The sequence below is a fragment of the Kordia sp. SMS9 genome (assembly GCF_003352465.1).
In the GTDB taxonomy this organism is placed as follows: Bacteria; Bacteroidota; Bacteroidia; order Flavobacteriales; family Flavobacteriaceae; genus Kordia.
Genome location: NZ_CP031153.1, coordinates 3,590,147 through 3,615,000 on the forward strand (window position 1 = coordinate 3,590,147; position 24,854 = coordinate 3,615,000).

At 35.5% G+C, this 24,854-nt stretch carries 23 protein-coding genes (1 of these 23 cut by a window edge); 8 read left to right on the top strand and 15 right to left on the bottom strand.

All coding sequences use genetic code 11. From position 1 onward, the window contains the following. Positions 1–12: 12 nt before the first annotated feature. From KORDIASMS9_RS15120 to KORDIASMS9_RS15145, 6 genes are all read left to right on the top strand, one after another. Positions 13–966, top strand: a complete 954-nt coding sequence (locus KORDIASMS9_RS15120; RefSeq protein ID WP_114903649.1) for an acetyl-CoA carboxylase carboxyltransferase subunit alpha — start codon at positions 13–15, stop codon at positions 964–966. 146 nt (positions 967–1,112) lie between these two features. Next, a complete protein-coding gene (dnaB, locus tag KORDIASMS9_RS15125; protein ID WP_114903650.1) occupies positions 1,113–2,663 on the top strand; it encodes a replicative DNA helicase in 1,551 nt (516 codons plus the stop codon). A gap of 116 nt (positions 2,664–2,779) precedes the next feature. Beyond that, the gene (locus tag KORDIASMS9_RS15130; RefSeq protein ID WP_114903651.1) at positions 2,780–3,922 is read left to right on the top strand and encodes a lycopene cyclase family protein; all 1,143 of its coding nucleotides are present in this window, start codon (positions 2,780–2,782) and stop codon (positions 3,920–3,922) included. Positions 3,923–4,001: 79 nt separating this feature from the next. Beyond that, positions 4,002–4,805 carry a hypothetical protein gene (locus tag KORDIASMS9_RS15135; protein ID WP_114903652.1) on the top strand — a complete coding sequence of 268 codons (804 nt, stop codon included), beginning with the start codon at positions 4,002–4,004 and terminating at the stop codon, positions 4,803–4,805. Positions 4,806–4,986: 181 nt separating this feature from the next. After that, a complete protein-coding gene (locus KORDIASMS9_RS15140; RefSeq protein WP_114903653.1) occupies positions 4,987–5,493 on the top strand; it encodes a hypothetical protein in 507 nt (168 codons plus the stop codon). A gap of 19 nt (positions 5,494–5,512) precedes the next feature. Continuing rightward, on the top strand, positions 5,513–6,235 hold the full coding sequence (locus tag KORDIASMS9_RS15145; RefSeq protein WP_114903654.1) for a hypothetical protein: 723 nt from the start codon (positions 5,513–5,515) through the stop codon (positions 6,233–6,235). Between the two features lie 333 nt (positions 6,236–6,568). Here KORDIASMS9_RS15145 and KORDIASMS9_RS15150 read toward each other — a convergent pair whose 3' ends face one another. From KORDIASMS9_RS15150 to KORDIASMS9_RS15195, 10 genes are read right to left on the bottom strand one after another with little or no spacing between them, the layout of a single operon-like run. Further along, complete coding sequence (locus KORDIASMS9_RS15150) at positions 6,569–7,237, bottom strand: hypothetical protein (RefSeq protein WP_114903655.1); 669 nt, start codon at positions 7,235–7,237, stop codon at positions 6,569–6,571. Positions 7,238–7,243: 6 nt separating this feature from the next. Next, positions 7,244–8,893 carry a PASTA domain-containing protein gene (locus KORDIASMS9_RS15155; RefSeq protein ID WP_114903656.1) on the bottom strand — a complete coding sequence of 550 codons (1,650 nt, stop codon included), beginning with the start codon at positions 8,891–8,893 and terminating at the stop codon, positions 7,244–7,246. Between the two features lie 2 nt (positions 8,894–8,895). Beyond that, positions 8,896–9,609 (bottom strand): hypothetical protein, encoded by a 714-nt coding sequence (locus tag KORDIASMS9_RS15160; protein ID WP_114903657.1) that lies wholly within the window; start codon positions 9,607–9,609, stop codon positions 8,896–8,898. A 10-nt stretch (positions 9,610–9,619) separates the two neighbouring features. Beyond that, the gene (locus KORDIASMS9_RS15165) at positions 9,620–11,026 is read right to left on the bottom strand and encodes a hypothetical protein (RefSeq protein WP_114903658.1); all 1,407 of its coding nucleotides are present in this window, start codon (positions 11,024–11,026) and stop codon (positions 9,620–9,622) included. Positions 11,027–11,043: 17 nt separating this feature from the next. Then, the gene (locus KORDIASMS9_RS15170; protein WP_114903659.1) at positions 11,044–11,523 is read right to left on the bottom strand and encodes a hypothetical protein; all 480 of its coding nucleotides are present in this window, start codon (positions 11,521–11,523) and stop codon (positions 11,044–11,046) included. A 6-nt stretch (positions 11,524–11,529) separates the two neighbouring features. Then, positions 11,530–12,438, bottom strand: a complete 909-nt coding sequence (locus tag KORDIASMS9_RS15175) for a hypothetical protein (protein WP_114903660.1) — start codon at positions 12,436–12,438, stop codon at positions 11,530–11,532. Between the two features lie 22 nt (positions 12,439–12,460). Next, positions 12,461–12,973, bottom strand: a complete 513-nt coding sequence (locus KORDIASMS9_RS15180) for a hypothetical protein (protein ID WP_114903661.1) — start codon at positions 12,971–12,973, stop codon at positions 12,461–12,463. 6 nt (positions 12,974–12,979) lie between these two features. Next, positions 12,980–14,836, bottom strand: coding sequence for a hypothetical protein (locus KORDIASMS9_RS15185; RefSeq protein WP_114903662.1), 1,857 nt, complete (start codon positions 14,834–14,836; stop codon positions 12,980–12,982). A 15-nt stretch (positions 14,837–14,851) separates the two neighbouring features. Then, positions 14,852–15,397: a hypothetical protein gene (locus KORDIASMS9_RS15190; RefSeq protein WP_114903663.1), complete on the bottom strand. Its 546-nt coding sequence runs from the start codon at positions 15,395–15,397 to the stop codon at positions 14,852–14,854. A 2-nt stretch (positions 15,398–15,399) separates the two neighbouring features. Further along, positions 15,400–16,461 (bottom strand): hypothetical protein, encoded by a 1,062-nt coding sequence (locus KORDIASMS9_RS15195; protein ID WP_114903664.1) that lies wholly within the window; start codon positions 16,459–16,461, stop codon positions 15,400–15,402. 328 nt (positions 16,462–16,789) lie between these two features. Here KORDIASMS9_RS15195 and KORDIASMS9_RS15200 point away from each other — a divergent pair, with 328 nt between their 5' ends. Together KORDIASMS9_RS15200 and KORDIASMS9_RS15205 are read left to right on the top strand one after the other, a co-directional pair. Next, a complete protein-coding gene (locus tag KORDIASMS9_RS15200) occupies positions 16,790–18,061 on the top strand; it encodes an asparagine synthetase B (protein WP_114903665.1) in 1,272 nt (423 codons plus the stop codon). 43 nt (positions 18,062–18,104) lie between these two features. Next, positions 18,105–19,385: an acetyl-CoA hydrolase/transferase family protein gene (locus tag KORDIASMS9_RS15205; protein WP_114903666.1), complete on the top strand. Its 1,281-nt coding sequence runs from the start codon at positions 18,105–18,107 to the stop codon at positions 19,383–19,385. A gap of 41 nt (positions 19,386–19,426) precedes the next feature. On the opposite strand, the gene KORDIASMS9_RS15210 is transcribed toward KORDIASMS9_RS15205, so the two are convergent. From KORDIASMS9_RS15210 to thrS, 5 genes are all read right to left on the bottom strand, one after another. Continuing rightward, positions 19,427–21,730 (bottom strand): ATP-binding protein, encoded by a 2,304-nt coding sequence (locus tag KORDIASMS9_RS15210; protein WP_162819988.1) that lies wholly within the window; start codon positions 21,728–21,730, stop codon positions 19,427–19,429. A 419-nt stretch (positions 21,731–22,149) separates the two neighbouring features. Then, the gene (gene rplT, locus KORDIASMS9_RS15215) at positions 22,150–22,494 is read right to left on the bottom strand and encodes a 50S ribosomal protein L20 (RefSeq protein ID WP_046756034.1); all 345 of its coding nucleotides are present in this window, start codon (positions 22,492–22,494) and stop codon (positions 22,150–22,152) included. A 138-nt stretch (positions 22,495–22,632) separates the two neighbouring features. Next, complete coding sequence (rpmI, locus tag KORDIASMS9_RS15220) at positions 22,633–22,830, bottom strand: 50S ribosomal protein L35 (RefSeq protein ID WP_073181711.1); 198 nt, start codon at positions 22,828–22,830, stop codon at positions 22,633–22,635. 89 nt (positions 22,831–22,919) lie between these two features. Further along, a complete protein-coding gene (infC, locus tag KORDIASMS9_RS15225) occupies positions 22,920–23,432 on the bottom strand; it encodes a translation initiation factor IF-3 (protein ID WP_114903668.1) in 513 nt (170 codons plus the stop codon). Between the two features lie 59 nt (positions 23,433–23,491). Further along, a protein-coding gene (gene thrS / locus KORDIASMS9_RS15230; protein WP_114903669.1) for a threonine--tRNA ligase crosses the window boundary here: on the bottom strand, positions 23,492–24,854 show its 3' portion. The gene runs 581 nt beyond the window's last position; only the last 1,363 of its 1,944 coding nucleotides appear in the window; the start codon falls outside the window, past its right edge — the gene reads right to left on this strand; the stop codon is at positions 23,492–23,494.

A 24,854-nucleotide genomic window follows, 5' to 3' on the forward strand; every position in this document is an offset into this window, starting at 1 on the left:
ACCCTCAAAAGCATGGAATATTTAGATTTTGAGCTGCCTATAAAAGAACTAGAAGATCAGCTAACGAAATGTGTGGCAATTGGACATGAAAGTGATATTGATGTTACGGAAACTTGCCAGCAGATCGAGAAAAAATTGGCAGCGACTAAAAAAGATATATACAAAAACCTAACGGCATGGCAACGTGTGCAATTATCACGTCATCCCAACAGACCGTATACTTTAGATTACATTAAAGCGTTGTGTGGCGATTCTTTCTTAGAATTACATGGCGATCGTAATGTAAGTGATGACAAAGCTATGATTGGTGGTTTGGGGAAAATTGGCGATCAATCGTATATGTTTATTGGACAACAAAAAGGCTTCAATACGAAAACCCGTCAATACCGTAATTTCGGAATGGCAAACCCTGAAGGATACAGAAAAGCATTGCGCTTAATGAAATCGGCAGAAAAATTCGGAATTCCTGTCGTAACTTTGATTGATACTCCAGGCGCTTATCCAGGATTGGAAGCAGAAGAACGCGGACAAGGAGAAGCAATTGCCCGAAATATTTTAGAAATGACACGTTTAAAAGTGCCAATCATAACCGTAATTATTGGTGAAGGCGCTTCTGGTGGAGCATTAGGAATAGGTGTTGGCGATAAAGTACTCATGTTAGAAAACTCATGGTACTCTGTAATTTCTCCAGAAAACTGTTCCTCTATCTTATGGAGAAGCTGGGAACACAAAGAAAAAGCAGCAGAAGCTTTAAAATTGACGGCAACCGATGCGATGAAAATTAAAGTTATTGACGAAATCATCAATGAACCACTTGGTGGCGCGCATAACGATCGCGAAAACACCTTCACAGCAGTTCGTGATGCCATTGTTGCCAATTATGACAAATTAAAAAACTTATCACAAGAGGATTTAGTAATTTCACGCATGGAGAAGTATTCAAAAATGGGTGAATTTAAAGGATAAACCTATATTACATAGGAAGCGTTTAAAATCCGAAGTGAAGACTTCGGATTTTTTTTCCGCTTATCAACAAAAAAAAGAACTTATCAACATAGTTGTGAGTATAAAATAAACGCTAACACGTAAAACAATTAGTTACATTCGCAGTCATGGAAAATGTAAACCCTAAGCAATCATATAAAACTGATAAAAGCAATCTAATAAGTCTCGAAAGAGGAAAATTACCTCCACAAGCCATCGATTTAGAAGAAGTGGTACTTGGCGCCATGATGATTGACAAAAAAGGTGTAGATGAGGTGATTGACATCTTGAGTCCAGAAGCGTTTTACAAAGAAGCCAACAAATTGGTATACGAAGCCATTTTTCAATTATTTGAAAATTCAGAACCGATTGACTTACTCACGGTTTCTTCTCAGCTCCGTAAAAATGCAAACTTAGAGATTGTCGGTGGCGATTTCTACCTGATTTCACTCACGCAAAAAGTATCGTCTTCTGCGCATATTGAATTTCACGCACGTATCATTCTGCAAAAATTCATTCAACGTAGTTTGATCAAAATCTCCAATGAAATTATTGAAGATGCATACGATGAAACGACGGACGTTTTCTCTTTATTGGACAAAGCAGAATCGCGTTTGTATGAAGTCACCCAGGGAAACATTAAAAAATCGTCGGAAACGGCGCAAAGTTTGGTCATTCAAGCCAAGAAAAAAATTGAAGAAATCTCTAACAAAGAAGGTTTAAGTGGTATTCCAACAGGATTTACACAACTAGACAAACTAACTTCTGGATGGCAACCAAGTGATTTAATCATTGTAGCGGCGCGTCCAGGTATGGGAAAAACGGCGTTGACTTTATCCATGGCAAGAAACATTGCGGTAGATCAAAATATTCCTGTTGCTTTCTTTTCACTGGAGATGGCTTCTGTACAGTTAATTACACGTTTAATTTCTTCAGAAACTGGCTTGTCTTCAGAAAAATTACGTACAGGAAAATTAGCAAAACACGAGTGGGAACAACTCAACGTAAAAGTAAAAGGACTTGAAAAAGCACCTTTATTCATTGATGATACGCCATCACTTTCTATTTTCGATTTACGAGCAAAAGCGCGACGTTTAGCTTCGCAACATGGCATCAAAATGATTATGATTGATTACTTGCAATTAATGACTGCAGGTGGAAGTCAAAAAGGAGGAAACCGTGAACAGGAAATTTCAACGATTTCGCGAAACCTAAAAGCCTTGGCAAAAGAATTGAATGTACCAGTAATTGCCTTATCGCAGTTATCGCGTGCGGTGGAAACACGTGGAGGAAGCAAGCGACCGTTACTTTCCGATTTACGTGAATCGGGAGCAATTGAGCAAGATGCAGATATTGTATCCTTTATTTACCGTCCAGAATACTACAAAATTGAAGAATGGGATGATGAAGAGCGTTCGCCAACCGAAGGACAAGCGGAATTCATTGTGGCAAAACACAGAAATGGTGGTTTGGACAACATTCGATTGAAATTTATTGGACACTTAGGTAAGTTTGATAACTTAGAAACCTTTGATTCTCCATTCGAATTCCATTCAAAAATGAACGATGCAGCCAACGATGATACGTTCAGAACCGAGAATTTACCAAGTGCTGACGAAGCGTTTGGAAGTTCTATGAACGATGATTTTAATCCAGATGATAACGAAGTTCCTTTCTAAAAGAATTCCGTATTTTTATAGCGATTTAATTTGTCATTCCTGCGTAGGCAGGAATCTACTTTTGAAACTCTTTGGATTCCTGCCTTCGCAGGAATGATAAAAAATAAAAGCTTTACATGAAATATGACTACATCATTGCCGGATCAGGATGCGCAGGGTTAAGCTTGTTGTACCGAATGTTGACAGCTCCGCAATTGTGTAAAAAGCAAATTTTAGTCATAGATAAATCGCAAAAAAATAAAAACGATCGCACGTGGTGTTTTTGGGAAAAAGGTAAAGGATTATTTGAACCGATTGTGACGCATCAATGGGAAACTTTGGAGTTTCTTTCGGATGACTTTACGCGTAAATTTGACATGCCCACATATCGTTACAAAATGATTCAAGGCATTGATTTTTACAATCATGTGATCAATTTTGCGAAAGAATTTGAAAATGTAAGTTTTATTTCGGAAAGTATTACAACGATTCAATCTGAAAACAATCTTGCGGAAGTCATCACAGAAAAAGCAGTTTACAAAGCTGCATACGTGTTTAATTCTACGAATCTTTTTCACCCTAAAATGGACACTTCAAACTCGTTATTGCAACATTTTGAAGGTTGGGTAATCAAAACAAAAACACCTGTTTTCGACGCAACAGTAGGACGATTGATGGATTTTAGACTGTCACAACAACACGGCACAACCTTTATGTACGTATTGCCCACAAGTGAAACCGAAGCGTTGGTAGAATATACCTTATTCACTGAAAAAGTATTGGAAAAAGAGGAGTACAAAGCGGAATTGAAATCGTACATTCAAAATTATCTACAAATTGAAGAGTATGAGATTCAGCATACTGAATTTGGCATCATTCCGATGTCATTAGCGAAATTTTCTAGAAACGTTCCGAACGAAAAATACATCATTAATATTGGAACTGCGGGCGGATTTACGAAAGCGAGTAGTGGTTATACGTTTCAATTCGTTCAAAAACATACCGAAAACATCATTGAATTATTACAACACGGAAAATATCCAAATCCAGCATTGACGTTTCGCGATAAGATGTTTCAATGGTATGATCGGACGCTTTTAGAAGTCATTCTTTCTGAAAAACTACAAGGAAAAGAAATCTTTGCGACAATGTTTAAAAAACTTCCTATCGAAACGATTTTGGCATTTTTAGGCAACGAAAGTACCTTTTGGGAAGATTTAAAAATTATGGGGAGTTTGCCTATTGGACCATTTTTGACTTCTGGGATAAAGCAGTTGTGAATGTAGTTTTTTTGTAGTAAAAAAATTATATATTGCATTTTATTACTATATTTAATGTAGTAAAATAAATACAGTTTCAATGAAGCCAACTTTAACATTATATCAGAAAATTCAATTTTTTTTTGATAAAGCTAAAATCCCAACTGCTTATGTTCTTTTTCTTTACATAACAATTATACAGTATATTCCTAAAGACTTAATATCAAAAGAGTTTAAAGAGATTAGTTTATTGCCAGCCGCAATAACTCTTGGTATTATTGTATTAAGAATTTTCTTTGATATTTATAAAAAAGTTAATCAACCTCAGCGAAATTTACCTTTTTTTGAATCTTGGAATGCTTTGGTTGAATCTAAAGAGTTTTCATCATCTTTTGAAAAACGTATTTTTGATGATAAAGTAATTAATTTAAAAGTTATAGGTGTCTCTTTACGATTCTATTGGCCGTTCATAAAAAAGATTATAGAGAAATTTTTGCAAGAGGATAAGAAATTTGAATTCAATTTAACGCTAGCTATTCTAGATCCTGATTTTTATGAAGAAGCAGTTTTTGTTGATCAGAACTTTAGAGATAAATTCTTTATGCAGGTTAAAGCTACTATTCAAGATATTGAGTTCTTCAAAAAAGCATATTCAGGAGCAAAGAATTGTAAATGTAATATTGAACTTATTAGATATAAATTTTTAACACCATTTTACGGAGTTTCTTTTGATGATAAATTTTTATTTTTGGGAAATACTCACTGGAGGGATAGTATTTTTAAAAGTGCAGGTAATAGCTATAATATGTATGTTGAAGATGATGAGTTTAGTGGTTCTGAAAAAATAAAAATGTTTAATTCATGGTTTGATTATATTAGATCGAACCAATTACTAATAGAATAAAAAATATTTCTTTGCAAGAAGTGCTAACCTCAGTAAAAAATATACTCACCAATATATTTTTCACTCTAAGAATGAAGCAGTTGTGAATGTAGTGTAATATGACTACTTTTAAACAGCTCTATTTTTTAATGAATACTTATAGTATCACTCCATAAAACACTGCAAGCAATACACATTATTTATGAACTATTATTTCGATGATGAAGAAGTTGGACCTGCAAGAAAAACATCGCATCCAAACTTTGTAAAAGCAATGACGGCAGATTTTTATTATGATTGTACAGAGGAATATTCACCTTTTGGAAATGATGACGGTGCTGATATGTTATGTTATCTTCAAGATTGGTATCGCGCAAAAAAGCTTTTTCGAAATATTGTAAAGTGGTTATTTAATGAAATTGACGAAATGGGATTTAAATACCAAAGTAAACAATGTTCGCAAATACTAGATTTGGAAACATTGAGAAAAATTCAGGAAGAAGATGAATATATGTTGCTTTGTATGGACAATTCGATTATTGCTGCTGGATTTGGACAAATAAAAATCACAGGAAAAATTGATGCCAAATTAAAAGCGCTTACGTTCACAGCTATTGAAAGGCAATTGGTATTGGATGAAGGATATGATGAAGATTATCCAAATCGACTTAAAAAAATGAAGGAGGATTTAATGAAATTTGAATACTAGAAGAATATAAGTTTGTTTTATGAATATATTTTCTAAAATATTTGGCGGCACTAACAACTCCAAAAAGCAAGTATACACACATTACATACTGCAGGAATCAAAAAATGGCTATTCTTTAAAAAAAATGAAGAAAACGATTGTGATTTTTCCAGATCGTATCAATACAAATGCGCATGCGGAAGCACAAACACAACATGTCTACACTAAAAAATTTCGGTCGTTACTTGATTTTTGGAATTATATTACGAAATCTGAAAAATGGTATTTAGAATACCAAGCAAATTCCATTCAGCATATAGAAAATTATATAGAAATTTTGGCGCCATTCATTGTAAAATCAACGAATGAGTTGCGACGCAACATGGAATTTTCAGAGAAAGATATCTTTACGATTGCCGCTTGGGATAATTTACTGTTTCGATATAAAGAAAAAAGCGAATTGGTTTTCAAAGAAAGTCAAAAATTGAAAGCTTTTTGTGCCAATTGTAAGAAAGAGCGAATAGAATTTAGTCAACGATATCCAAAATCAATTTGTCATGAATGTTTCTCCAAAATTACTGACAATACAGGTAGAAGTGTAGAATTCTTTAATTCACATATTGGCGGTTATGGCTGCCAAGGATATTATTCTGGAACAAATCAACAAGAAAAATATGAAGAAGCCGTGTGTTATATTGATGGAAAAAAGTTTGTAGCGGAAGAAGCTAGATTTGGAGGAATTGTTATTAGTCTAAAAGAATAGTTATGAAAAAACGCATTCTCCTTTGTCTTTGAGTTGTATGTACTAATGCGCAGAAATGAAAACAATGATACGTACCAAGAAGCGTTTCAAACAAATCGAAAACTAATAACGTATCAAGCGTTGCAAGCAATAGGTGTTTTGTGATTTCTTAGATACGTCCTTGCGAGAATTTTTGACATTGAGCGGAGTCGAAATGTAAAATTCGTGGCAATCTGTTTGTTTCAGAGAAAAAATTGACAATGATTTTGACAGACTGCCACGGCTTTGCCTCGCAGTGACGTTTCTTTGAAGTTGAATAGTTTTAGCGAATAATTTAAAATTCAACATTAAAAATTAAGCATCAACGTCAAGTGTAATCACATCATCTGCGCGAATCATGCTTGGTTTGTTTGCGTCAAACGCGGGAAGTTGACTATCGAACGTTGATGCGTCCGTGATGGTTTCTGCGTCCACATTTTCACCGAAATCATAGCCCAATCCGTATTCCGTTAAAAGTGTTTTGATTTCACCAAACGTTCTTTGTATCATATTTCCATTCTCGTCTTCTTTCTCAATAATATTCGGTAAAAAACGAATAATTTGTGCTTCTGACGGTGGCACTGGAACGATATCAAATTCAATTTCCGCCGTAGCGTTTAAGCCTAAATTGTATTTATTGGTATTAGACGCATTTACGGGTGTTGCGTACATTTTTGGTCGAAACGCGCGTGTACTTTGCAGTGAATTTCCTGTACTTTGCTGCGAAATAGAAAGTGAAATTTTTGCTTTTGCCGTCGTTTTTGGAATCGTGTAAAACGTAGGTTGATACCCAACTTCACGCAGCATTTTTAAGGTTTCAGATCCTTTATCAGGATCACTGTTATAGATTTCTAAGGTTTGTCGTAACGAACCTTCGTCCAAGGCTGCTTGTGCTTCTCCAACACCTTCGCCAATGGAGGCAATAAAATCTCCTAACGGTGCCGCAAAGGCATCTTTTACATAATCGTATGAATTGCTTGACATAATTTTTTAGTTTAATGGTTTTGCGAAAATTACTATGACTTCTTGTCCTTCTTCTACAGCTGTATCTGGCGCTGGCGATTGTTTAAATGCTTGTCCTGCAATGAGGTTTTTATCTTCTGTAGCGTGATAAACTGCATCCAGTTGTAAACCGTAGTTGAGCAATACTTTCCGAACGGCAGTTTCCGTCAATCCTAAAATATTAGGCATTTTTTGAGAAACATTTGTCGCAAGAGTGTCCGATGGCACAATATCCAAACTGATATCACTAATTGCGGCACTGTTGACGTCTTTGGCAGATTCATAATCTAGCAAGCCAAAAATGGTTCCTTCAGGACCTTTTTCAACCGTTGTTTTTAAGTTGAGCGAAATATTAGACAGTTTGTATCGTGAATTGACCAATTCTTCTTCTGCTTTCACAACATCGTTTACAATGCTGCTGTATACTTTGCTTGCCGATAATTTATTTGGATGATCTGTGATAGAAAAATCTTGTGCTTCCGCCAATTGTTCTTGCAGTTTTCCGTTTTCAACCTGTAAATTATTTACTAATGTTTGCTGATTTTGTAGTTCGGTTTCTTTTGCCGTAACTCGTGCTTTTTCTTGCTGAACAGCTGTTTGTAATTGTGAAATACTTGCTAAAAACGATACTTTTTCAAGTGCTAAATTGTCTTTTTCTGTCGTAAGATTTGAAACTTGGATTTGCAAATTGTCACGCTCTATAGAAATATCTGAAACTTGTATTTGTAGATTATCGCGTTCTATAGAAATGTCCGAAACTTGCTGTATTAAATCGTCACGTTCAATGGTAATATCTGAAATTTGTAGTTGCAAATCGTCACGTTCTATGGAAATATTGGAAACTTCTTCTTGCAAATCGTCATACATGTTTTGATAATTAGCGCCGCCAACTTCTGCCATTTCCAAACCTTCCATTTGCTCGCGTTGTGCAGCAAGTTCAGCTTCTAAGTTGTTTTTATCAACTTCCAATGTTTCCCGCAGTGCTTGCTCGTTTGCCAAATTGGCACTTATGGTTTGCAAACTGTTGTTTAAATCGGCTACTTGTTGATTTCTCGTTTCAAAATCGTTTTGCACAATGGAAAGCTGACTGAGTAAAGAATCACGTTCGTCTGCTAAGGAAGTAATCGTAGTATTCAATCCTGTTACTTGTGCAACGGCATTGTCTTTTTCTTCTTCCATGATGCGAATTGTGTTTGACAATTCAAATACAGGAACTTGCGTTGCAATGATAAGATGATCAATTTTTTTAATGTACGCTTTCGGATCTAACAACCAGCTTTTTCCGAAATCTATGTTGAGTTTGCTATCGCCTTCAATGGTTGCTGTAAATGTCGTTGCAATTACTTCTGGAAGTCCCGATTGTGAAGTTGCAGAAATGATTCTGAAAGAAGGTGTTCCTCCAGATTTTAAAACTTCGCGTACCACACGAATTGTTTGGTTTGTTGTAGAAATTCGAGAAGGAATTTTTAAAGCATGCACTAATTTTCCGCTTGATACGATCAAATCATCGGTGAATGCCAACCATGATTTTAAATAGACATTATAAAATTGGATTTGTACTTTTGCCGTTTTTACGGGTTTATCATTCACATCAAATAAGATATGCTGAAACTGAATACTTTGTATATTAACTGCCATGACTATTTTTGAATTGAAATTTTAGTGAGTACATTTCCAACGTTGACTTCGATGATTAATATATGTCCGTTGGCAAAATCTACACCATCTACTTGTACTTGCGTTTGTGCCTTTCCGTTGCTATCAGTTCTAATTTCGCTTGTATTTAAAAATGTGGTATTGTGATTTAATGTTGCGTTCGGATTTAGCAATTCCGTTTTTTGTTGATTGTAATTAAATTCAACCAACGCAGCTGAAATTTTTTCGCCAGCCGCGTTGAACACTTCAACGTCAATATCAAAAACATGAATAGTATTCGTTGCTTTCGGAGTTGCGTTGATGATCATTTGTGGCAAGCCTTCATTGGGAACTACGGCGATAAATCGTCCTGAAATCGTACTCGTCACTTTGTTAGATTCTTTCGTATCTGTACTCGTATTTGTACTTGCTACAGGTTTAAATGCCAACGTTCGTGCATATCCTTTTTGATAGGTTTGCGCCATCGAAGTTCTTGCCGTTTTACTTTCAGTAGCGGGAGATTCCGAACTTGTTTCTTTTTCAAATTCAGCTTCTACCTGTAAATTAAAGTCCAAATACGGTAACGTATACAAGGTATTTGGTCTTCCAAATTCATCGTACGGTTTTACATTTCGCAGATGATTTTGTGCTTCATTCAAACTATCGGAAATGCCTAATAGTATTTGTTTTAGCGTTAATGCGTTATTTGATGTGCTCATGTGTATTTTTTTAAAATGAGAAACTGTCTTTTTGCTTTTTTACTTCGTTTAAGATGTCAATACCTTTCTTTACATTTTGAGCGGTTTTAATGACATCAATGGCTACATTTAACTTTTTGTTCCCTACATCAAAGCGTGTCGTTTCTTCTTTTTTTGTTTGTTTTTGTTGGATGAAATCAAAATCGAATCCATGTTTGGTTGCTGCATCTTTTCCACTGATAAAATCAACTGCGTTTAGTTTTTTCTCAAAGAGATTTGCCACGTTATTGGCTTTTTCTAACTTTTTGTTGGCAGTGTTGAATACGGAATCCACTTTTTGTAGCTTTTTCCCAACTTTATTGACAATGCCCATTCCTTTAGAAACCTTTTTGCTAAACGTTTGCAATTCAGGAGATTTTGTAATACTTTTTATTTTCTCTACACCTGTTTGCAGTTCATTTCCTGTGTGCCGAACGGTTTGAAACGTATCGTTTACTTTGGATACTTTTTTGGTTGCAGAATCAAAAGTGTCTAGTACTTTTGAAGCTTTCTTTGCAACCGATTGTATGGTCTGCACTTCCTTTCGTTTCGCGGTGTTATTGACAAACGAATTCAGTTTTTCTTTGCCTTTTTTAACAGTTGTTGCAACCGTTTCTGCTGCTTTCTTTTTCTTTTCTAACGCAACAGTTACTTTTCGTTTTTCAGCATTTTTTAAAAGTGTTTGTGATTGCCTTTTTGATTTTTGCGTTGTTAACGTTGCTGCTTTTTGTGGTTTAGAAACAGGCTTTCGTATTGATTTTTGAACCACCTTTGCTACGGATTTTTTCGGTCGTTTGGTAAAATCGTCTACTTTTTGCTTTGTTTGTTGAATTTTTTGTCCAAATTCAAGTAAAGTTGTTGCCGTTTTCTTCTTTTTTGATACAATAGATTGCTCTGGCTTTCGCTGAATATTAGGAATGCGCGCTGCAGGTTTTGAAGCTTTTGTAGGTTGTAGTAAACCTGTGTTTGCTTTTGTGGTTTTGCGTTTTTTTGAAATTGGTGGAACACTAGAAACTTCTCTCTTTTTCGGAGTGAAAGAAGGTGTTACGTCCCAACGATCGTCTTGCTTTTTGCGATGACTCTCTTTTCTTTTTTGAAGCTTTTCTGCTGCTTCGGCTTCCTCTTTCTTCTTTTGATCAATTGTTTTTATTTCATGCTCATACCTTCTATCTGTATTGGATTCCTTTTTCTTACCAGTAAGTTCTGCCATTTGATCTTCGAGCTGTTTTTGCTCATCAATCAATGATTTTAAATTCGGATTAAATGCGGCAGCATCTTCTAAGGATTTGTCTGATTTTTTTCCAGTAGGAGAGAGCAACGAAGCTATATTTTCTATAGCCGCGTTTTCCTCCTTCGGAGCTTTTTCTTTCTTAACAAAACTTTTCCAATGTTTAGCCATCTGTATAAACTCGTCTATTAATTGTTTGCGTTTCTTTTACTTTCCAACTCAGTTTCGATCATCGCTTTCAAGCGTTGTTCAAAAACGGGTGGATTTGGAACGGTTACTAATTTGGTTCGTACTAAGGAACTCGCTTCAGCCGAATACTGATATTTTTGTGAATAGCTTGCTGAAACAGAAGCGCTTACTGCAGCAAATCCTACATTAAATCCAGCACTCGCGGACACGGAAGCTCCAAACTCTCTTGATTCCATCATAGAAACAGACATTTTACACTCGAAAAATGTATCGACAAATTGGTAAAATGTGGGCGTAAAACCTAAGGCTAATAAGCTGTATTCTTCGCCGCCCATTTCTACTTTGGTATTTACAAGTTCCTTTGCCAAATCCATAGAAACCCGATCCAAAGCTCGTTGCGCTTCTGCAATCCCTATACCCAGAGATTTGATCATCTCGGGTAAGGGTGCATTTTGTATTTCTCTGGTGATTCTACCCATGGATTACTAGTTTTCTTCTTCTTCTCTAGCAATTGCCATTTGTTGTTGTATGCGCTCTTCTAATGCCGCTGGTGGCGGAATTGGAACTAATTTCGTTTGTAATAAACTAGAACCTTCTGCTGAATAGCTGTATTTTTGAGAGAAACCAGCATTTACTTGCGTGGTCGTTACTGTTTTGTTGGTTTTTAATCCTCTTCTCCAGCTAAAGCTTGCGCTTCTGTCTTTACTTTTCGATTTACTTTCATATTTGTATGAAGATGAGCCTTCTCGCGTAAACTTGATACTAAGCGTTACTTTAAGTATGGTATCTACAAATTGATAAAAAGTAGGCGCAAACCCAAGTTCTAACATGGACAAACGTTGTGGAACATAAATTGTTCTTTCCGTAGTTCCTGGCGTTACCATAATTTGAGTTGTAGACGCTGTTGGTGTGGTCATACTTTCATAGATGCCATCATCTACATTATACTTAAACCAATCTGTTGGTGTTTTTCTGTAAAAAACATCGCCATTTTTTTGATTGTCAGGCGTAAACTTGGCAGCATTGTCTGTTGGCGCTAAGTCTACATCAACGACTTCTTTATCGTATGCTGGTTCTGTTTCGCCAGATAAAAATTTAGCTTGAATGGATGCTTTGTAAGCGCCATCTGAATTTGCGTTATACAATTCTACAGCATCTGCCAATTGTAATTTTTCTTTTCCGAAAAATACACGACTGTCTTTAAAATTGATAAATTCTTTTCCGTTGATAGTAGATTTCACGGGACTTAATCCGCCCATCATTTCTGCTACTTCGATTGAGTTGGAATCTAATGCCATTTGCGCATTGGCAATGGAAGTAGCCATCTTCTCAATCATTTCTCCCATAGGAACATTGAGTAATTCTTGTCCTATTTCTGGATTTTTATGAAACATAGTTTTTGATTTTTTTAATTTGTTATTCGTCTTTGTTTATAGTTGATCTTAAAATTTCAAGATATATATCAGGTGCAGGCAACGATACAATCTTTGCTGCAATTGATGAGGAGCCTTCCGCAGATGAAGAATATTTACGTGCATAATGCGCCGACACAGAAACGCCAAACATTTGAGTAGAAGTGCTATCACTGCTACTGTTGTTTGTACTTGAACTGTTGTTGGCATTGCTGCTATTTCCATAGCTGAATCCTAATGCGCCTCCGTAGCTTTCAGATTCAGCCATAGAAAATTCCATTTTCATTTCTACAGAAGCTTCTGTAAAAGCGTAAAATGTGGGTGCAAAACCAAGGCTTAATAAATTGTACTCTTCATCACCTAGATTAATTTTTACCGCCGCCAACTCATTTGCCAAACGAATGGAATTTGCATCCAAAGCCGATTGCGCATTGGCAATTGACATTCCGAGCTTTTCCAGCATCATTGGCAAGGGAGCGTTGGTAATTTGTTGTATAACTTTAGGCGTAGTACTCATCAATGATTAATTTGAAGTTGTATTTGTCAACGATTGTATGTAGTTTTCTAATGCAGTTGGTGGTGGCACCGAAATCATTCGAGCCGAAACCGACGCATTTCCTTCTACAGACATGTTAAATTGTCGTGCATAGCGAACATCTAATGAACCACTAATTGCTACTGATTTATCTCCAGTAAAATCTTGCGAAGATTGTTTTAGCTTGGATAGATCATTCTGCGTTTCACCAACATATATTTCAGTAGATTCTTTGTCCATTGTGGATGAAGATTCATTTTTCACTTTTACATCCAATTCTTTGTTTTCTTTGGAATGAATAAAGTAATTGATCTTCGTTTCTTCATGGAGTAAATAATACACACCATTAAATTTTTCAACAAAGAATTTATGCAAAAGATGGTTGCTTTGCGTTAATGAACTTTCTGATAATTCTGTGCTACTTCCATCTGCAAAAACAACTGAAGTTCCTCCATGCGTAAAGGTTACATCTGGTCTTGTATTAGGAGTAGTGATCGCTCTTTTGTCTAGAAACTCATCATTTGGTAAATTTGAAGCAGCTGGAATTTTTGCCGCAGTAGAAACGTTTCCTCCTCTGAAAAATATATAATCCGATGGACTACTATTGGTAATTTCAATGGTGATTTTTCTAATTACAGGATCTTTTGCTGAACTTCCGTTTGCCAAATTTTCACCTTCAGTAGCCGTTTTTATTCTGTCGTCACCGAATTCTTTTTTGGCATATTTTTCAAGTTCTTTTTTGAATGCTTTTGCTCTTTTGAGTCCTAAAGCTTCATTGTATTTTGTGTTTGCGGTTGATGCACTTCCACTTCCATCGGTAAAACCTTTGATGGTAATGTTTAAATTGTCATCTTCTTTTAACGCCAATGCTAACAATTCGGCATCAGCCATTGTTAAAGAGTTTGAATTTACACCTTGCGAATAGGTAAAGTCAATCATTCGGTGTTTATCCCAATCAAAATAGAAAACATACGGAGTTATGGCTACATTTCCGCCATTAACCTTGTGTACACCAGCGCTGTTAATACCCGTTACAATTTCGGTTGTTCCTGAATTACCATCATCATTTCCGGTAGCAGCATTTTTAAGTGTTTGCTCAAATGAAGTGATTTTATCAAACTTATCAGGTGTTGCTTTACCATTAAGCTCAATAGGTTTCGCTGTGCCATCGTAACTGCTTTCCATTTTCAGTAAAGCTTCCGCTTGTGCGTTAAATTTTGGCTCTACAATAACTATATAACCATCTTCTTTTCTGATGAAAATGTTGTTTGCATTTGTAGTTTGCGTCAATTCATTTTTGTCATCAATAACACTTTCTACACGCAATTCTTTTGTTTCATCGCGCATTTCTTCTTCCGCTTTTTCCACTTTAGAGTACGAACCTTCTTCTTTGTGAACTTTAAACGATTTTTCGTTAATACTGATGTCTTCAGAAGTTTTTGCTTTTAAAGAAATGTCTTTTTGTGTTTTGGAATACTTACTTAAAGAATTGCTTTTGTTTTCTTTTAAGTCATCAAAAAAGTTTTTGTCGAAAGTTGAGTTGTTTTTATAATCAACAGCTAAACTAAAGTCTACTTCAACTTCTTCTTTTACTGCCATTTTTAAGCTAATGGAAGCTGAAATATCAGCATAATCAAAAGCATAAAATGCGGGTTGAAACCCGAGTTCTAATAATGATTTCCCAGCTACTTTACTTTCGGAAAGTCGAATAAGCTGTGAAACCGAGTTTGTGTCGAGCCGTTCTTGAGCTTCTGCAATACCCAAGGCGAGCGCTGTGACCATACTACTCACGTCTACGTTTTGTAGTATTTTTGATCCTTGATCAAATGTTTTTACGTCTGCCATTTTCTGTTTTTAAAGTTAAAAAGGAGAAATGCCCTCTGGTAAATCCATGGCAATTTTGGGATTTACCGATTCTTTTCTCACAATAAAATAATTGTGTTTTTTTTGGAGCCTTGTCAATTGATCTCTATTGACTTTGTACCCACGTTGTAGCCAACCTAACAACTCGTCAGTTATAGGTTGTTTGCCTCTTCCAAGGTCTTTTTGAACGTCTTGCAATAAACTTTTTGCTTCGTCTTGTTCTTCACGAAGTACATGTTGAATTGCTTGACGTTCACTCACAAATGCATTGTGTTTTCTTACCAATACATTTTGTTCTTTTTCTTTTAAGAAGCTGCGGTAGTTTTCACAAAAGTCAATGACTTGATCGTGCGCCCCAGAAAGTTCTAAGGTTTCCATTACACATTGACTGTAGTGTTGAAAAAAGAGTTCGCTGTCTTTTTCTTGTTGCGACATTTTCATGGCTTCTTTGTAATGACGTAATGCTTCTTTGTAGTTTTTGTCTAAAGCGTGCATTTTTCCACGTTCCGCAATGCGGTAGTGTAGCATTGTTTTTTCTTCCATAATTAATTGATGATTTCAGGATTACATTGTATTTGTTCTAGTTGTGCCAAAAGGTACCTTGCGATTAATGGCGGAACTTCTTCGTTGCTTGTCCAACTAGTAGCATTTGTTTTCGGTAGATTTTCTTCAGCGATGAATTGCGCTAAGATTTTTATTGCATTTTCTGCATCTTCAATAGCTGAAATATGCAGTTTTTTCTTGAAGTTGAAGTCTTTTTCGATCGCAGTGTTCAACCCGATGTTGTCACAATCTGCATTGATCGTTTTTGCTTGATTTCTGTTTATATTTTCAAAAAGCGTGATTGGAAGTGCTTCGTGTATGTCTGCTAAAATTTCTTTTGGCATGCCTACTTTTTCCGTTAAGAAGTTGGTGTGTGCTTCGTTTTCAACATCAAAATCCTCCAAAACGATTGAAACCAATTGATGACTTTGATTTAGTAATTTCACCGCTTTATTCGATTGGTACTGTCTCCATAACAGTTGAGAATGATCATACGATACATTTTCAATGACGAATGCTTCTGCTGTTTCTGTAGCTTTCGTTTTCAGTAGCTTTTCAATGTTTTTCAATGAAGTATTGCCTGCTTTTTTGCTGATAAGAATCGTATATATGTCCTTGCGAGGATTTGAAAAATGCACATTGGCATCGGTACGTTTTTGTAACGCTTTCGCCGTGGCGACCGATACATTCCCAAGGACAATACTTGGTTCATTCAACATTAAGTTGAGCACTTCCGATTGTTTACAACCTAAGAAAACCGACAATTGTTCTAATACTTTTGGAAGCATTAAAATGTTGTCAATACTCACGCTGATGTCAATCAATTCGGTAGTTAAGTCAACGGTATCGTCTTTTGTGCAAATAGATACGTCTAAACCTAATTTTGTAAGCGTACTTTCTGCTTTTTCTGCCGTGTCTTTGTCTACTTTTTGGAATAAAATGGAAGGTGCGTTGTACAATAGTTTTAGAATATAATCTTGTGGAACTTTGAGTGCGTCCGACAAAACTTTAGATGCTCCAGGAGTTGCATTTCCTATAGAGTTGATAATTACGGTGTTTTCCATAATAGTGTTGTAGTTTTAAATTAGAGTGGTAAAATTAGGATCACGCGTACAGTTAGATTCGAGTGTTTAAATGCTTTTTGTCTCCGTGTTTTTCCCTTTTTTTGTAAGACTTTTTTTTTGATGATTATTTTGTGAAGTTTTTACGATGTCTAATTGTCACATAATGAGTTGTTTTGAAAGCTGTTGATGGAATTTTTCTTTGAAAAACTAAAAAATAAAATGTCGAAAACAGTCGATGAAAAGCATGTTTTTGTAAGAATTGTTACAGAAATGATAAATTCTTTAGTGCGATATATTTTTTGTGTATCTTTCCATTGTATAAAAATTCATGAAATTGAAACTAAAAAATATCATTACACTCACGCTTGTATTATTATTTTCAGTGAGTAGTTACGCTTCTTATATTTTGATTCCGATGGATGCGGAGTCGCAAAAAGATCATTTAAAAGCCTACGGAATCACGTATTGGTCGCTTGAGAAAAAGATTAAAGTAAAATGGTTGCTCAATTATCGCGGCGGTTCTTTTTTATTGCCAGCCATTGATGCCGTAGAAAAGGAATGTAAAATTAGAGGTGTTTCGTATGAAATCTTATCAGACGCAAAAACCAATGCTATGTTGGAAGAAATTGCGAGTCCAAGCAAAAATCAAGAAGCCGTCATTTTAGAAAAAGCGCCAAAAGTTGCGGTATATTCTCCGAAAGGAAATGTGCCTTGGGACGATGCTGTGACGATGGTGTTAACATACGCAGAAATTCCGTACGATGTAGTGTATGATGAAGAAGTATTGGCAGATGAATTGATAAAATACGATTGGTTGCACTTGCATCATGAAGATTTTACGGGACAATACGGGAAGTTTTACGGTATTTACCGTTCGGCACCTTGGTATATTCGCGAGAAGAAAGAGGCAGAAGCTTTGGCTAAAAAGTTGGGATACTCAAAAGTTTCAGAGGAAAAACGCGATGTAGCTTTGAAAATTCGCGATTATGTAATTGGTGGTGGATTTATGTTTGCTATGTGTAGCGCAACCGACAGTTTTGATATTGCCTTAGCGGCAGAAGGTGTTGATATTTGCGAACCGATGTTTGATGGCGATGTGTCAGATCGGAATTATCAAAGTAAAATTGATTTTAACAAAACGTTTGCATTTACAAACTTTGAATTAGAGCGCAGTTCCACAAAATATGAATTTTCTTCGATAGATATGACTTCTAAAAGACGCATTGTTAAAGACGCCGATTACTTTACGTTAATGGATTTTTCAGCAAAATGGGATCCAATTCCAACAATGTTATGTCAAAATCATACGGCTTTAGTGAAAGGTTTTATGGGACAAACCACCAGTTTTGATCGTTCACAAATAAAACCTTCTGTGTTGATTTTAGGCGAAAACAGAACCAATGGTGAAGGTCGTTATATTCATGGAATTAAAGGAAAAGGATTTTTTACCTTTTATGGCGGACACGATCCGGAAGATTATCAGCATAGAGTAGGAGATCCCAAAACGGAACTCGAATTGCATCCAAATTCGCCTGGTTACCGATTAATTTTAAACAATATTTTGTTTCCAGCGGCTAAAAAGAAGAAGCAAAAAACCTAACTATGTCTTTACAAATTCATAAAAAAATAGCAAAAAACGAAGAATGATCGCAACAATGACGACGGCTGAAGAAGCTGTTAAAGTAATTAAGTCTGGAGATAGAGTTTTTATTCATACAGCCGCCGCTACACCTGAAGTTTTAGTGCAGGCAATGACCAACCGACATCAAGAGTTAAAAAATGTAGAAATCATTTCTGCACATACCGAAGGAGCCGTACCATATGCAGATGATAGGTATGCAGATAGTTTTCAAATCAACTGTTTTTTTGTCGGAAATAATATTCGTCCGCATGTTCAGAGAGGTCGTGCACATTATATTCCTGTATTTTTAAGTGAAATTCCAGCATTATTTAGAAGAGGACAAATGCCTATTGATGTAGCTTTGGTCACTGTGTCAAAACCAAATGCAAAAGGATTTTGTTCTTTAGGTTGTTCGGTTGATATTTCAAATGCTGCTATTGATACTGCTAAGTATGTGATTGCGCAGATAAATCCAAATATGCCGTTTGTTCACGGAAATGGAATCATACATTTAAATCAAATTCATGCGTGTGTAGCGGTAGATACGCCGTTGTATGAAATGAAGGTAAAGCCAATTACTGAAATAGAAGATAAGATAGGACGAAATATTGCAGGTTTGGTAGAAGACGGTGCTACTTTACAAATGGGAATTGGTGGAATACCTAATGCTGCCTTGGCAAATTTGACCACTCATAAAAACTTAGGAATACATACCGAAATGTGTTCTGACGGAATCATTGATTTGGTAGAAAAAGGAGTTATCAATGGAAGTCAAAAAGTAACTGAACCAGGAAAAATTGTATCAGGATTTGCTTTTGGAACGCGAAAAATTTATGATTTTATAGATCATAATCCTATGGTAAACATGATGGATGTTGGGTATGTAAATGATACGAGAACCATTAGGCAGAATCCGAAAGTTACGGCAATTAATAGTGCCATTGAAATCGATTTATACGGTCAAGTATGTGCTGATTCTATTGGAACCAAACACTATTCTGGCGTTGGTGGACAAATGGATTTTATCCGTGGAGCAACACTTTCAAAAGGAGGAAAAGCAATTTTGGCATTACCTTCCCGAACGCATAAAGGAATTCCTCGGATTGTTCCAAACTTAAAACTAGGCGCATCTGTAGTTACAACAAGAGCACATGTGCAATATATTGTAACAGAGTATGGCATTGCGTCGATGTATGCAAAAAATTTGAAAGAACGCGCTAAAGAAATGATGAAAATCGCGCATCCAGAGGATCGTGAGTTTTTGAGTAAAAAAGCGTTTGAAAATTATAATATACGTATTTGAGTTATAGACTTCATAAAGTTGGGAGAGTTTACGCAGCTAGGCTAATTACTACTCATCAACAAATACAAAATTTCATTGATAGATTTCGCGTTGATTGGTTTTGTGATGTAATAATTCACGCCAGCTTCTTCCGCTTTTTGTCTAGATTCAGGAAATACATCTGCGGAGCAGGCAACAATAGGAACGTCTTTTTTGTTTGTGTCCAACGCGCGAATGGCAGCAGTAGCTTCCAATCCGTCTAATACAGGCATTTGGATGTCCATCAAAATTAAATCAAAATCGTGCATTTTTACGACTTCTACAGCTTCTTGTCCGTTTTCAACAACAGTTGTTTCGGCATCCCATTTTTTCAGTAATTGTTTAATGAATAGTTGATTCAGTTTGTTGTCTTCTGCTACTAAAATACGTTTGTGACGTAGATTGTGATTGATGTTTTGTATGCCTTGTAATTCTGCATCACTCAAGTCACTTACTTTATAATTAAGGTCGAATTGAAAAGTAGTTCCTGTGTTGGGTTCACTTTTTACAGTTAAATTTCCACCTAGAAGCGACACCAATTCTTTGGTAATGCTCAATCCCAAACCTGTACCTTCTGGTTTTTCCTTGTCGTACTGCATCTGGTAGAAACTTTCAAAAATATAGTCAATATTCTCTTTGGGAATTCCATACCCAGAATCTTCAATGGTAAAATACAGTTGAAAAGTATCATCTTCTAAAAGTTTTCCTGTGATTTTAACGCAGACAAATCCTTTTTGTGTAAACTTAATCGCATTTCCAATTAAATTGTTTAAAATTTGACTCAATCGATATTGATCGCCCACAATATATTTTGGCACTGAATTGGTCATATTCATGGAAAAATCGAGTCCTTTTTCTTCTGCTTTTATGTTGAATCCTTTTTGTAGATTGGAGATAAGTTCCGTAAAGTTAAAATCAACCTTCTGTACATTCAGTTTTCCTGCTTCAATCTTAGAAAAATCTAAAATATCATTGACAATCATCAGTAAGTTTTCAGTAGAAAAGCGAATGGCTTCAATGTTTTCGTATTCTTTCTCACTTCCTGTAAAGTCTTTCTGATTGAATAGTTCTGACAAACCAAGAATCACGTTCAAAGGCGTTCTAATTTCGTGACTCATGTTTGATAAAAATGTGGTTTTCGCTTTGGCAGATTTTTCAGCAATAACACGCGCTTCTTCAATACGAATCATGTTTCGAATATCTGTTGAAATATCTCGGATCACACAGAAAAATAACATTTTACTGTTTATATATATCGGATTGATTTTTAAGTTGTAATACGTAATTTCGTTGTTTTCATACACTTCAAACTCAAAAAAGTCTTGCTCCAAACCTTTAGATGAATTCACTGCGAATTTGTCAATAATTGCTTGTAGATTCTTTGCAAAATCTGCGGGCAACAGTTTGTAAAAGTTAAGCTGATTTTCATGCGCATTGATAAAATCTGCTGCTTTTTTATTGGAACGAATGATCAAACCTTCTGGATTGAAGATAATATTTGCATCCAACGAATTGTGAATTACCGCAGAATAAAGCTTCTCGTTTTCTTCAAGTTCTTTTTGAATTTGTGTTTTCTGAAGAATTTCCTTGCTGAGTTTTGCATTGAGATCTTCTAAGGTAGCTATTTGCGACTTCAACATGCGATGCAATGGTGCTTTGCTAGGAAGATTCTCGCTTTGTGTGACACGTAATTGTTCGGGAACTAAATGGACCGTACTCGTAAAATTCTCTAGTAAATAATAGCTTTCAAAATGCTTGTTGTATGCGTTGTTGTAGATACTCAGTATAGCAGTTGTTCCTAATTTCTCTTGAATTTTTTTCTGAATAAGATTCGAATATTCAAAAAGTTCTTTTAAAATAGAAGATACGTTGGTTTGCGAAACGAGTTCAAGGGACAATGGCGCATGTACACGTAAATCTTCCACTTCTAACAGAAAACTAGTGTTAAAACTTCCCAATAAGTCTTTTGATTTTAACAACACATCTTTCAAAAAGAGTTCCGCCAATACCACTTTTTGCGTGTAACTATCTGCAATAAAGAGGACACGAATTTCATCAGATGATGTTAGCAACGGATAATTTTCTATGAGTTTTTGGCGAAAAGTAGCTTTGTCAAAATTTGCATCGGGTTGTAGTGATAAAAATTCTTCAATTTCAAGATACAAATTTGGAAAATATTCCAAACGCTCCGTTTCAAACATACTTTCAAAGGCGTTCAGTTTTAAACTCAATTCATGATGTATAAAACATTGGGAGAGTTGAACCTTTAAACTTTCTAAAAGTTTAGAAATGGTAGCGTGTAAAGATACGTCTTCAGTTTTTGTCACTTTTGGTAAATTTCGCTTTAAAAATGTATTAAAGTTGGACATTTCAAATCGTACGCTTCTTAGAAATCAAACAATAATTAAACGTTGGAAATTTCCGTAAGGCAGTCACACACAATGTACTGCAAAGAACAAGTTGGCTTGCTAAAATAATAGTCATAAGTAATGTTAAGGGAATTCGAGTAAAAATATGATAAATTCAAAAACTAACAAATATTTAAGAGTTAAATTGAATATATTTTTCTCTTTTTAATGATTTATGATAAAATCTGCAAAGAAAATGAAAAAATAGGGGAAGACTAAAAATTGCAATAAAGGGTTTTTCGTATCAATAGGAGAGAAGTAACTTCTGGTAGAAGCATAAAAAAAACCGACACTAAAAAGTATCGGTTTTATAAGCGAAATATATATTATTTGACGATTTATTTTACTTTATCAACGATTGCTTTGAACGCTTCTGGGTGGTTCATTGCTAAATCAGCTAAAACCTTACGGTTTAGTTCGATGTCATTAGCTTTTACTTTTCCCATAAACTGTGAATAAGACATTCCGTTTAAACGAGCTCCCGCATTGATACGAGTAATCCATAATGCACGAAATGTTCTTTTCTTGTTTCTACGGTCTCTGTATGAGTAACTCATAGCTTTGTCAACCGCATTCTTAGCAACTGTCCAAACGTTTTTACGTCTTCCAAAGTAACCTTTGGCTTGTTTTAATACCTTTTTTCTTCGGGCTCTACGAGCAACCGCGTTTACTGATCTTGGCATATTTTTAAATGATTTTTGTAGTAGGCGGTCGATAATCGACACTTAGTCTTTTTTAAATCGTATATCTAAAATTAAAAATCTACAATCGTTAAGGCCTAACTCCAGGGTTTATAAATTTGTTTTAACCGAAAGAACGGATTACTTTAAACGTAATTGTTCTTTAATACTATTAACGTCACTTTCATGTACCAAAGTACTGTGCGTTAATTTAAGCTTACGCTTCTTAGACTTCTTTGTTAAGATGTGACTTTTGAAGGCATGCTTTCTTTTAATTTTACCAGAACCTGTAAGCTTAAAACGCTTCTTAGCACTGGATTTTGTTTTCATTTTAGGCATAATTCCTAATTGTTTTAAATACTTCGCTTATTATTTTTGATTTGATTTCACACAACAATTTTTACATCATGTTGTGCGAAGTCGAAACATTATTTCTTTTTGGGTGCAATGAACATAATCATTCGCTTTCCCTCTAATTTTGGCATTTGTTCTACCTTTCCATACTCTTCAAGTTCTTGGGCTAATTTTAATAATAAAATCTGTCCTTGATCTTTATAGATGATGGAACGACCTTTAAAAAATACATATGCTTTCAATTTAGCACCATCTGATAGGAACTTAATCGCATGTTTCTTTTTAAATTCGTAATCGTGTTCATCTGTTTGAGGACCAAAACGAATTTCCTTAACAGTTACTTTTGATGCTTTAGCTTTTAAAGCTTTTTCGCGTTTTTTCTGTTCATATAGGAATTTCTTATAATCCATTATTTTACAAACAGGAGGATTTGCTTTAGGTGAAATTTCAACTAAATCTAAACCTTGTTCGTCAGCTATGGCTAGTGCCTTCCTTGTTGGATAAACGCCAATTTCAACATTATCTCCTACAAGTCGTACTTCGGGAGCATTGATTTTTCTGTTAATTCTGTGTGGATCTTCCTTGATTTCTCTTCTAGGTGCCCTACTTCTTTTTCTTCGTATTGCTATGGTTCTAAAATTTTAAGTTAAACATTAAATGGTTTCAAGCTATTTTGTACTTCTGTTGTAACTAATTCAGCAAATGCTTCCATAGTTAGTGTACCAATATCGCCTGCTCCATGTCTTCGTACAGAAACTGTGCCATCTTTCTCCTCTTGTTCGCCAATGATGAGCATAAAAGGAACTTTGCTCATTTCTGCTTCACGAATCTTTTTCCCGACCGTCTCGTTTCTGTTGTCGATTTGGGCGCGAATTTCGTTATTTTCTAACAAAGTTAAAACTTTTTTCCCGTAATTCTCATATTTTTCGCTCACAGGTAATAGAATTGCTTGTTCGGTCATGAGCCATAACGGGAAATTTCCGCCTGTATGTTCCAATAAAATAGCGATAAAACGCTCCATACTTCCAAAAGGAGCACGGTGAATCATTACAGGTCTATGCAGCTCGTTATCACTACCTTTATAGGTAAGATCAAAACGTTCTGGTAAGTTATAATCTACTTGAATCGTTCCTAATTGCCAGCTTCTGCCAAGTGCATCTTTTACCATAAAATCCAACTTGGGACCGTAAAAAGCAGCTTCTCCATATTCAACAACATAATTCAATGCTTTCTCTTTTGCAGCATTAATGATAGCATTTTCTGCTTTTTCCCAATTTTCATCAGAGCCGATATACTTTTCTGGTTTTTCAGGATCGCGTAATGAAACTTGCGCTGTAAAATTTTCAAATCCTAACGAACCAAATACGTACATGACCAAATCAATCACATTTTTAAACTCTTGATCCAGTTGATCTGGCGTACAAAAAATATGTGCATCATCTTGTGTAAATCCTCGTACACGTGTCAATCCGTGCAATTCTCCACTTTGTTCATAACGATATACCGTTCCAAATTCTGCGAAACGCTTTGGTAAATCCTTATAACTAAAAGGTTTTGCATTATAAATTTCACAGTGATGCGGGCAATTCATTGGTTTCAACAAAAACTCTTCATCATCTTTTGGTGTTGTAATTGGTTGAAAGCTATCTTCTCCATACTTTGCAAAATGTCCAGAAGTTACATACAATTCTTTCTGTCCAATATGCGGAGAAATCACCATTTCATAACCAGCTTTCTGCTGTGCTTTCTTCAAGAAGTTTTCTAACTGCGAACGTAATGCAGCTCCTTTTGGCAACCATAACGGCAACCCTTGTCCAACTCTCTGTGAAAACGTAAACAATTCTAGTTCTTTACCAAGTTTTCTATGATCACGTTTCTTAGCTTCTTCTAATAAATGTAAATATTCTTTCAGTTCTTTCTGTTTAGGGAAAGAAACTCCGTAAACACGTGTCAACTGTTTGTTTTTCTCATCACCTTTATAATAGGCACCGGCAACGCTCATTACTTTT